13 protein-coding genes are annotated in these 9,032 nt (G+C 50.0%); 5 read left to right on the top strand and 8 right to left on the bottom strand.

Annotation, left to right across the window (positions count from 1 at the left end; all coding sequences use genetic code 11):
• The 7 genes from PPL9_RS32165 to PPL9_RS27115 all read right to left on the bottom strand — a co-directional run.
• On the bottom strand, positions 1 to 968 hold a 968-nt coding region (locus PPL9_RS32165; RefSeq protein ID WP_161831481.1), incomplete at its 3' end, for a DNA cytosine methyltransferase.
• A gap of 1 nt (position 969) precedes the next feature.
• The gene (locus PPL9_RS27090; protein WP_057465643.1) at positions 970 to 1,707 is read right to left on the bottom strand and encodes a hypothetical protein; all 738 of its coding nucleotides are present in this window, start codon (positions 1,705 to 1,707) and stop codon (positions 970 to 972) included.
• A gap of 15 nt (positions 1,708 to 1,722) precedes the next feature.
• Complete coding sequence (locus tag PPL9_RS27095; RefSeq protein ID WP_057465644.1) at positions 1,723 to 1,941, bottom strand: hypothetical protein; 219 nt, start codon at positions 1,939 to 1,941, stop codon at positions 1,723 to 1,725.
• Positions 1,942 to 1,992: 51 nt separating this feature from the next.
• Complete coding sequence (locus tag PPL9_RS27100; protein WP_057465645.1) at positions 1,993 to 2,286, bottom strand: hypothetical protein; 294 nt, start codon at positions 2,284 to 2,286, stop codon at positions 1,993 to 1,995.
• A 146-nt stretch (positions 2,287 to 2,432) separates the two neighbouring features.
• On the bottom strand, positions 2,433 to 3,011 hold the full coding sequence (locus PPL9_RS27105) for an acyl-homoserine-lactone synthase (protein WP_057465646.1): 579 nt from the start codon (positions 3,009 to 3,011) through the stop codon (positions 2,433 to 2,435).
• A 60-nt stretch (positions 3,012 to 3,071) separates the two neighbouring features.
• A complete protein-coding gene (locus PPL9_RS27110) occupies positions 3,072 to 3,671 on the bottom strand; it encodes an autoinducer binding domain-containing protein (protein ID WP_057465647.1) in 600 nt (199 codons plus the stop codon).
• A gap of 225 nt (positions 3,672 to 3,896) precedes the next feature.
• Positions 3,897 to 4,250 (bottom strand): helix-turn-helix transcriptional regulator, encoded by a 354-nt coding sequence (locus PPL9_RS27115; RefSeq protein ID WP_152986844.1) that lies wholly within the window; start codon positions 4,248 to 4,250, stop codon positions 3,897 to 3,899.
• Positions 4,251 to 4,403: 153 nt separating this feature from the next.
• Between PPL9_RS27115 and PPL9_RS27120 the strand changes: the two genes are divergently transcribed.
• Entirely contained in the window at positions 4,404 to 4,694 is a 291-nt protein-coding gene (locus PPL9_RS27120) for a hypothetical protein (RefSeq protein ID WP_057465649.1), read from the top strand.
• A 54-nt stretch (positions 4,695 to 4,748) separates the two neighbouring features.
• On the opposite strand, the gene PPL9_RS27125 is transcribed toward PPL9_RS27120, so the two are convergent.
• Positions 4,749 to 5,006: a hypothetical protein gene (locus tag PPL9_RS27125; protein WP_057465650.1), complete on the bottom strand. Its 258-nt coding sequence runs from the start codon at positions 5,004 to 5,006 to the stop codon at positions 4,749 to 4,751.
• 153 nt (positions 5,007 to 5,159) lie between these two features.
• On the opposite strand from PPL9_RS27125, the gene PPL9_RS27130 reads away from it, so the two are divergent.
• The 4 genes from PPL9_RS27130 to PPL9_RS27145 are packed head-to-tail and all read left to right on the top strand — an operon-like array spanning position 5,160 to position 8,524.
• The gene (locus PPL9_RS27130) at positions 5,160 to 6,302 is read left to right on the top strand and encodes a site-specific DNA-methyltransferase (protein WP_057465651.1); all 1,143 of its coding nucleotides are present in this window, start codon (positions 5,160 to 5,162) and stop codon (positions 6,300 to 6,302) included.
• Entirely contained in the window at positions 6,295 to 6,597 is a 303-nt protein-coding gene (locus PPL9_RS27135; RefSeq protein ID WP_057465652.1) for a helix-turn-helix domain-containing protein, read from the top strand. Before PPL9_RS27130 ends, PPL9_RS27135 begins: the two co-directional genes overlap by 8 nt.
• The gene (locus tag PPL9_RS27140; protein ID WP_057465653.1) at positions 6,594 to 7,919 is read left to right on the top strand and encodes a helix-turn-helix domain-containing protein; all 1,326 of its coding nucleotides are present in this window, start codon (positions 6,594 to 6,596) and stop codon (positions 7,917 to 7,919) included. Before PPL9_RS27135 ends, PPL9_RS27140 begins: the two co-directional genes overlap by 4 nt.
• Positions 7,916 to 8,524, top strand: coding sequence for a transcription termination/antitermination NusG family protein (locus tag PPL9_RS27145; RefSeq protein WP_057465654.1), 609 nt, complete (start codon positions 7,916 to 7,918; stop codon positions 8,522 to 8,524). The genes PPL9_RS27140 and PPL9_RS27145 overlap by 4 nt, the downstream gene beginning before the upstream one ends.
• Positions 8,525 to 9,032 lie beyond the last annotated feature (508 nt).

The raw sequence follows: 9,032 nt of genomic DNA on the forward strand, positions 1-9,032 counted from the left end.
CCGATTGGGTCAGTAATTGAAGCGCATCTGGAGTTGCCAAACTGGCGATCAATGCAAGGCACAACCAAAGCTCGGCATCCGCCACTTTCTGTTTTGATGGCTGTCAGCGGGCGAGTGAGTGGTTCGAAGTAGCCGCCATGGCTCATGTTCAAGATGAACGGTTGTTGAGCCTCAATCACGAACTTCTTGATGCCAGCGGCGATGCGTTTGCAGGTCTTCTCGACAAGAGGTTTTTTGCGTTCGAAGATTGACCGGCAAGGAATTGACCAATCAATGCACTCAGCTGCGGTATGCCAAGGGAGTAAGCAAGAACCTTCGAAGCCCTTAGAACTTGGGTCTCCGTGTGTGATTGATGGCCAGATGATTTTTCTTCCATCTCTGCGCAGAACGATGAAGAGGCGTTTTCGGATTGTTGGGACGCCATAGTCTGAGGCTTTGAGTTTGCGATATTCAATCTTGTAACCAAGCTTGCGCAGCGCGACGCACCACTGATTGAAGGTTTCGCCAGCGCGTTCCTTGATAACCTCGCCTTTTTCATCGAGTGGCCCCCAGTCTAAGAACTCGACCACATTTTCAAGTGCGATTACGCGTGGTCGGTTTCTGCCTAGGTTTTGGCAAAACTTGACGACTGCCCATGCAAGCATGCGTACCTGGGGAGAGAGGATTTTCTTACCGCTTGCTCTGGAGAAGTGGCGGCAGTCTGGCGATGCCCAAAGGAAGCCGACGGGGCGTCCGTTTGTGTAGGCTGGCAGATCGACCTCGAAAACGCTCTGAGGCAGATGAATGGTGTCAGGGTGGTTCTGCTCATGCATGGCTAGGGCTTTATCGCAATGGTTGATTGCGATGTCTGGTGATCTACCGATTGCCATCTCAATGCCTGTTGAGGCACCTCCACCACCTGCGAAGGCGTCAATGATGAGTTCGTGAGAGGTCCGGCTGGCGGAAAGATTGAAGAGTTCTGTTTGCATGTTAGAGGCTCAACTGCTGGGACCAATCAGGAAAGAGCTGTTCCAGCTCCGCGTAATTCGTTTCAAAGCCTTGACGAAAGTTCGGGAAGTTGGGGCCTGCTCTCCATTGACCTTTGGAACGTCCGCGCCTCATCCATTCTTTATTCGAGTAGAGAAACAGCGTTGCGCTTAGTCTCAGCTCATCGAAAATTTTGCGGGTCACGAAGCCGTTTTTGTCCAACAGAATGGAGAGCTTTATGGCCTTGATTTTCCACTCTGTGAGGCGAGTGGGGCATGGCTTGCCAGCATCTACAGTCGGAACAACTTCCGGCAGGGGCATTCTTTCGACAGGGTAGAACTCAGGGAAACTTGAGAAGCTACGGCGCTTGGGATTTGGAAGTGCTGGCCGGAACCACGGATCATACTTGGTGTTGCGTGGCTCATCTGTGACCTCAATGATTTGCAGGTTGAGAAGGCTGCAAATCGAAGTTAGGTCGTTCAAATACCCCTCAGGAATGAGGATGGTTCGGCAATCTGGTCCGGGTTTCGCGATCTGGTAGGCTTGCTCTGCAGCTTGGTTGATGACCTTGGCGTTTAAGCGCAGCTTGGCTTCTATGCCGATTTGAAAGCCATCGCAGTCGCGGACCAAAACAATGTCCCAATTGTTCCATTCCGGGTAAGCGGTCCAGCCTTCCGGCAAGTTCTTTAGGAACACTGAGCACATCTCGGCTTCAGTCTGGAATTTCGCTTTACGTTTCATAGGCGCATGAACCTTCTAGCGTTCGTTTAGGACGTCAAAAGAGGAAAGCTGGGTGCTGATGAACTCAGAGGAGATGCTCTGTTTTGCCTCGATCACTGTTTCATCAAGAGCGGGAGCGAGGAACAGCAGCACAATGGCGAAGACCACCAGAACGGATAGCTTCGCGGCCTCGTTCACGTGGAACAGGATCTCGCGGCAGAGATTACTAGATACGACTTTATCAATGCTATTCATGGGACTGTTCCTCGTGATTGAGGGAAACGAAGAGGTGAGGTGTTGGAGGCGCTAAAGAGCGCCTGCCGGGGTTGCTGTCTCCATTTGCTGAAGCATCTTCACCAGTGCGATATCGGCGTTGGTGAGTGTTTCGTGAATGGCGACAATGAGCGCGCTGATTGCACGGCGATCCTGCGGCGTCTCATTGATCATTAAGCTCAGGTCAGAGCGGAACGTGCAGAGGTCTCTATGAGCGCCCTTTGTCTGGGCGAGCGCTTCTTCGCCCACTTGCTGTACGGTTTTGGAGGATGTTTGAGCTGGGCTCTGTTTAGTCGCAGGGAATTGAATGATTGTGGCGCTATGCATTACGGTAATCCATTTTTTGAAAGTCGGAGATGTTGCTGAGATCTGTACGTCTCCGACTTTTACGAGTTCCTGATATGACGATTATTGTAATCTATATATAGTAAAAGCACCTTTAAAGGTGCAAGTCAAATATAAAGTGAACGTGCCTATTGGTCGAGATGCATTTGAAGGACGCAAATTTTGCTTCCGTCTGCGTCCTTAACAATGGGGCTTATCGGTTTTGTAGGGAGCCCAAGGCGAGATAACCAGCGAGCAAACCCTGGGTGCATCAATGCAATCAATCGCTCAGCTCCTAGGTCTCGCGCAGTCTTAGCGAGAGTTCGCGCATTATGTTCCAGTGCTTGGGCGCGAACATCTTGCGGGAGTTTGGGGTCAGTGGTGAAGCGAGTTGCTTCGAGAGTTTTGGAGTCGGTTGGGGGGCATGAGATTTGTAAATCAGGAAAGTTAGAGAGCCTGCCTAGCTGGGCGTCTCTGATCATGTAAGAGCGTTCGCAAGCTTCAAAATCACATGGGTTTAAACGAGAGGCTGCAACGACCCTTCCAGCTAAGTGTGAAATGACGTATTGGGTATTTCCAGTGTCATACTGATCCCATTCAATAGAATGGTTATGTGGAACGTCCCAGCTCTTTTGATCGACAAAAAGTTCTTTTCGTAACTTAAGATGTTGTAGCCAAAAGTCACCGTAATAATGGATGGTCTCAAAATTAAAGCTTGCTGATTGCATCATATTCTCCATTTGGTTGTGATTGGAGAATATGATCTCTAAAATTGCTGCTAATATCTTCTAGTTTATTGGGTTAAATGCAAACCCTGCTCGCGCAGCTAGTGACGTGATGCATGTAAAGTTATTGATGCCGATTATGTCTTGGATTTTGCTTTTTCTTTGCTTGATAGTTGCTTCGGATACGTTGAAGTGAAAAGCGATTTCCTTTGCTCTAAAACCTTGCGCTGTAAGTTGTACAAGAATTTTCTGGGTTGGAGATAGGTGGAGCATTCTCTGGCAGAGTTTATTGAGGTGGTACTCTCTCAATAAGGTTTGAATTACGGCTTTCTCGGCATCTGTGAAGACTACCTGTCTGGAAATACCCGCAATGAGCCGATTTCCTGCTATCACAGTAGAAAATGCAAGTCCGTGGTGAAGGTTGTGGTCGCGGGCAGCTGCAAGAAAATCATTTGACGGAGCGTCGTTAGTCCAATGGTGTAGCCCAGTGTATTGCGTTCCAAACGCAACGACCGGATCTTTCGTAAGACCTCCAAGATCAAAGTACTGGTTCTGCCAGTCGGCGGAATAGGTGGTTAGTAGGTCAATATTATTACTTTTAAAGCAGCCTACACCAATAGCAAAACCGTCATTACAGATATCTAGAAAGTGCTCGTCAATCATGACATATCCACCTTAGCTTGTAACCCTTTAAGGTGAATGTAATCTTTTCATTATTTACTTGCAATCTAATATATGTATTAAATTGCCATAATATAATTTTGACGAGGTAGTTATGAATAATTCATCAATTAACTCTAAGGAAGATTTGTGCCAACTTATTGATAGTTTAGCAGATAATGAAGTTTTGATATTATTGAGCAAGATGAGAGAATTTAAATATACAGGTCATTTATCTTTGGATAAGGCAGATTTTGCGGCTTCAAATACAATCCGTGCTTCATCATCGGTAATTTCTTTTACTAGGCTATAGATGTCATTTTTGGGGCTTGTGAGTGGGTTCTCATTATCCAGCACGGCAGCTGATGGTAGGTTCAGCACTTTGCATATTGCTTCCAAGGTGTTCCAGTTAAGTGAGTAAGTTTCTCCACGCGTAAACTTACCGATTGTGTTCTTTGAGAAGCCCGCTTCAACAGATACCTGCGCGGCAACGCGATCCTTAAAGCCCAAAATGGCTTTGAGGTTCTTTCTTCTACGTTCCCACATTTCTGCATCACTGAGTTGAGTTTTTGAATTGTTCACTTTGGCGCTCGTTGTCGTTGCATGGGTGAAAATCTATAAGGCTACTATCACCCTAAACGGTTAAAATGGAAATATACCAAAAAGTAATTTCAATAACCTTATATATGCTGTATAACCTTTAAAGGTGCCTGTCGACCATAAGGGGTTTGAGCAATGTTGAATGTGGCTATTCCGAAGCCTGCTGCATTTCGTAAGTGGGTTGTAGAAGTGAAAGACGTTCTTAATCTCTCTTCTTACATTTGGTCTGTGAAGGCTGGTGTCGCACAGAATGCCTTGTCCAAGTTTATAAAGGGCGATCAATTAGACTTAAGATTGGAAACTGCATCTGCACTTGTAGAGTATGCAAAAAAAGCAGCACATGACAAAGGCGTTGTGCTGCCGCCCATTCCTGTTGAGTTGCATGATGATCCTACTTCAGCATGTGGGGGGGGCGATGCAAAGTGACCTCCAAGCAAGATATGCAGGCGATGCAAAGTCCCGCCCTTGGATCGTCATGCGTTAGGCGGGGTCTGTTAGATGCTGAGTTTGCCACTCCTTCAGCTTTTCGATGTGGTGCTCAAAAATCTCTAAGTTTATGTCTTGATGCAGACTGTTTTTATTCGGGAACTCTGCGATTACTTCTAGCTTTTCTGCTAAAATTTTCTCTACATCCATTTGTTGTTTTGGGGAAAGGACTGAGTAGATGCTCAGGATCAACAAAGAACGTACGTCCTTTTCCATTTTCTCATAGTATTTCTCGTCGTCTTCATCACTCATGCTGGCGTCTCCCTTCCATGGTTGGCCAGTGTGCGCAGAGAGCTTTGCTATGTTGGCGCATCCGGCAAGGCTCTCTGCATCTTTTTGCGATGCCGATTGCAACACGCATTCACCTAGGCGTCGATCTACGGAATTCCTCGGGAGGGTTGCTGCATGAGCGCTCCTGAAACCCTCCACATTGGCGACTTACCATGCGAAATCCGGTTGGGCGACGTGCTCGACCGTTTGCGTGAGATGCCTGACAACTCCGTTGATTGCGTGGTGACCTCGCCGCCCTATTGGGGGCTGCGCGATTATGGGGTTGAGGGGCAGCTGGGGCTTGAGCCGACGCTAAAAGAGCATCTCGACAAGATGGTTGAGGTGTTCGAGGAAATTCGGCGCGTGCTGAAACCAGAGGGCACTTGTTGGATCAACTATGGTGATTGCTATGCGGCCACTCCGGCAGGACTCAAAGCAGATAGCAATGGTCGCATCATAACCGGAAAAGACGACAGAACATTCACCCAGAAGCCGTTCTCAACCATCCAAGGAAACTTGAAACCCAAAGACCTTTGCATGGTACCGAACCGGCTTGCAATTGCGTTGCAAGATGCTGGTTGGTGGGTTCGTGGTGAGATTATTTGGGCAAAGCCTAACCCTATGCCGGAGAGCGTTCGAGATAGGCCTGCGGTAGCTCATGAGAAGATCTGGCTTCTGACGAAGTCGCCTCGTTACTTCTACGACAAGGAAGCGGTGCGACAAGGGCGGGTTGGTGACGAAGATGCGCATGGTTTTCGAGGTGGTTCTTACACTCGCAATGAGGCGGGGAAGCGTAAGGACGTAGGAAACAAGCGTGTATCGGATAAACAGCGTGGTCACAGTAAGCGACATGCTGGGCTTAATGCTCGTTGGGATCAAATGACCAAAGAAGAGCAGCAAGCCAATGGCCGGAATCTTCGCAACTATGAGCCCGCTCCAGTTGAAGTTTGGAATGTGGCGACGCGACCTTTCTCCGGCGCTCACTTTGCAACCTTTCCACCAGAACTAGCGCAACGCTGCATTGAGGCGGGATGTCCGCGAGGCGGTGTTGTTTTGGACCCGTTCGGTGGCGCTGGCACGACTGGTTTAGTCGCGCTGCGGCATGGCAGGCGAGCGATCCTGATTGAACTCAATCCAGAGTATGCGGCGATTGCGCAAGAGCGCATCGAGAAGGACTGGATGGGGCCTGCCGAGTTGAAAGTCAATCAAGCGGTGCCTGAGCCTGATGTGGGTCCGTTGTTCACTAACCTGGAGCCGATGGAGGTTTGTAGTGTGTGAATTTCAGAATGTTGAGGAGTGGCATCGCGAGGTTTCGCGGAGCGACTTGGAAGCAAGCACTCGGCTCGTGCTGTTTGCACTGAGCCTTTTTGCAAATCGTATGGGCGAGGGTGTTTGGGCATCCGTTGGGACGCTGGCAGACCGAACCGGACTGAGTAAGCCATCGGTGATTAAGCATCTGAAGCTTGCAGAGGTGTCCGACTGGATCGTCGTGAAGCGTCATGATGCCGACGGGGCAAAGCTCACGCGAAACGAATATTCGCTTAAATTTCCTGAAGTGGGAGGTGTGACATGAATGATGGTCGCAGGGCTTGGAGTTGGAGGCAGGCGTTTAGCAAGTCAGACCTCGCACCAACAACCAAGCATGTGTTGCATACTCTGGCGCTCTTCATGAACGAGATGGGTGAGAGTTGTTACCCGTCAATCGACCAGTTGATTGAGCATAGCAGTCTGAGCAAAAACGCAATCATGAAGCACCTTGAAGTGGCAAGAGATGCGGGTTGGGTCTCGATTTCTCAGCATGGTTTTAAAGGGCAAAGATGGAAGCGAAAAGACTATGTCGCTCGATGGCCAGAGAGGAAATTGGATGCACCTAGCTTAACTGAGCGTATTGTTAATACTGCTGAGAGTGAAGAAGAAGGTGGTGCATGTGGTGGACTACCTCCCTTAGAAAAGGTGGTGCACGAGGTGGACGAAGGTGGTGCACGTGGTGGACCTAACGTGGTCCATGAGGTGGACCAAGATAAGAACAACCCACTTAACAATCCAATACCAATCCATATGAGAGAGAGCGCGCGTGAGAGCGAGAATGTAAAAAATGACAATAAGAGCAAAGTCTCTCATGAAACGTGGGTTCGAAGGCTGAAAAAGGCTCATGCGAGCTGGTCGACGTTTGCATCGGATAGTGCCGACTCCGCTGAGAAGGCTTGGTTTGATCTGACCGAGGATGAGCGGTTGCAAGCATCTTCGAAGGCAAGTGCTTACGAGCGGCACTGCAAGCAGATTGGTCGAACCAAAATGTGTGCGTTTGCCGTCTATCTCAAGGAAAAACGCTGGGAGAAGCTTCCATCGAAAGCGACTGGCAGTGGTACGGCAGAGCCCGCCAAACCCTTCGGCAAGCTCTGGGGTGTCTACCGCTTTGCTGATTTGCTCCAGCCTCACTACGGCAACTTTCCGAAACCGTCGGCTTTCCTTGCTGGGCTTTTGAAGGGAGACGGGGAGGCGGCTGAGCGAGAGAAGCGGCAACGCAGGGCGCAATACGGCTGGCCTCGGGTCAACGCCATGCAGCACCGGGCGCAGACAAGCTCCAAGGGTGTGACGGTTGCCAATGAGATGGTTCCCCTTGCGGATGAGTTCTCTCAGGTGAAAGTCGGCTCTGAACTCTGGAAGGCTTGGGAGAAGCTGCATGAGGAGCGTGGCTGGCCTTGGTTTGGAGTTGATCGCGATTTGCCTGAGTGGGTCTACATGCCGAAGCTCGTCGGGACCGATGTGGGGCTCATCAATGATAATAAACCTGAGGCTTTGCTTGGGGCGGTGAAGAGGGCTCTTGAAAACTTTGAAGCTGTGCACGGCCAAATAATCAATACCACAACAGCAACTCAGGAGGCTGCTGAATGACGAAGACTGCTCCCAATGCCGAGAGACGGGTACTTGAACGGAATTACCAGTTCATGCGTGCACTCATCAAGTGCAGCTCGCTTGAATGGGTTGTGGTTCGCACCAATCCAGACTGTGAGGATCGGGCTTTCGAAGGGATCAATGCGGCTGGCCTGACAGCTTATTTGCCGATGATTACCGAGTTGCGCAGGTCGAAGACAAGGAAGGAGCGGTTCACGGTGAGTTGCCTCATGTTCCCTCGATATCTGTTTGTCGGTCTGGATGCGAGAGCGGGTCAATGCTGCGATATGATCCGAAAATGTGATGGTGTGGAAAAAATTCTTTCGACAACTCTTGAGGCTGCTCCACACCGTGTGCCAATGCGCGAGATGCTTCGTATTGTCGATACGGCTTGTGAGGCTGAGGTTGGGCAGAAACTGGTTAAGGGTCAGCTCTTTAGCGTTGGCGATCAGGTGATGCTTGTAGCTGGTGTAGGCGCTCAACTGAAGGGCGAGGTTCGCAGTCTCAGGCGAGGCGGTGAGCTGGCTCGTGTGGAGATTAAGGCGTTCGGTCGAACGACAAAAGCAACAGTGCCTGTTGACAAGCTGACGTTTCAGAAACCATGATGTGCCTCAGGACGATCACGTGGATCTCTTGGGGCCTGAGCGGCTAGAACCCGCTACACCAAACAGAGCGACCCAGACACGAGACCCAGTCAACACAAGACGCCGAATGGCGGAGTTGGCGCGAAGAGTTTCTATGGAATTTTGACACGCATGCGGTGCGTTTAACTGGTTCGCTGATGAGGCGGGCCTTTTTTCTGTTTGGGTCACGTTGGCAGATTACGGACGCTCACAAGAGGCTCAAGCCTATCGCAAGTGGTACAAGACTGCGCGATGGAGGCGGCGACGGGCTGATCATCTGGCAGAGAGTCCTCTCTGTGTGATGTGTCTGAAAGTTGGCATCCTCAATGACGGGAGCAAGAAACTGGATGGCTCTCCTCAACCACACAAGCGGCGGCGGTTCCTAGTCTGCGACCACATACAGCCACACCGTGGCGATGAATACCTCTTCTACTTTGGCGACGTTCAAACCCTCTGTCCTGATCATCATGACATCGTGAAGCAGCGCGAA

The organism is Pseudovibrio sp. POLY-S9, assembly GCF_001431305.1.
In the GTDB taxonomy this organism is placed as follows: Bacteria; Pseudomonadota; Alphaproteobacteria; order Rhizobiales; family Stappiaceae; genus Pseudovibrio.

Bases quoted from the DNA above. Each gene is read 5' to 3' on its own strand.
- PPL9_RS27095 (WP_057465644.1), bottom strand. From the start codon at position 1,941: ATGAATAGCATTGATAAAGTCGTATCTAGTAATCTCTGCCGCGAGATC.
- PPL9_RS27090 (WP_057465643.1), bottom strand. From the start codon at position 1,707: ATGAAACGTAAAGCGAAATTCCAGACTGAAGCCGAGATGTGCTCAGTG.
- PPL9_RS27105 (WP_057465646.1), bottom strand. From the start codon at position 3,011: ATGCAATCAGCAAGCTTTAATTTTGAGACCATCCATTATTACGGTGAC.
- PPL9_RS27145 (WP_057465654.1), top strand. From the start codon at position 7,916: ATGACGAAGACTGCTCCCAATGCCGAGAGACGGGTACTTGAACGGAAT.
- PPL9_RS27125 (WP_057465650.1), bottom strand. From the start codon at position 5,006: ATGAGTGATGAAGACGACGAGAAATACTATGAGAAAATGGAAAAGGAC.
- PPL9_RS27120 (WP_057465649.1), top strand. From the start codon at position 4,404: ATGTTGAATGTGGCTATTCCGAAGCCTGCTGCATTTCGTAAGTGGGTT.
- PPL9_RS27100 (WP_057465645.1), bottom strand. From the start codon at position 2,286: ATGCATAGCGCCACAATCATTCAATTCCCTGCGACTAAACAGAGCCCA.
- PPL9_RS27110 (WP_057465647.1), bottom strand. From the start codon at position 3,671: ATGATTGACGAGCACTTTCTAGATATCTGTAATGACGGTTTTGCTATT.
- PPL9_RS27130 (WP_057465651.1), top strand. From the start codon at position 5,160: ATGAGCGCTCCTGAAACCCTCCACATTGGCGACTTACCATGCGAAATC.
- PPL9_RS27140 (WP_057465653.1), top strand. From the start codon at position 6,594: ATGAATGATGGTCGCAGGGCTTGGAGTTGGAGGCAGGCGTTTAGCAAG.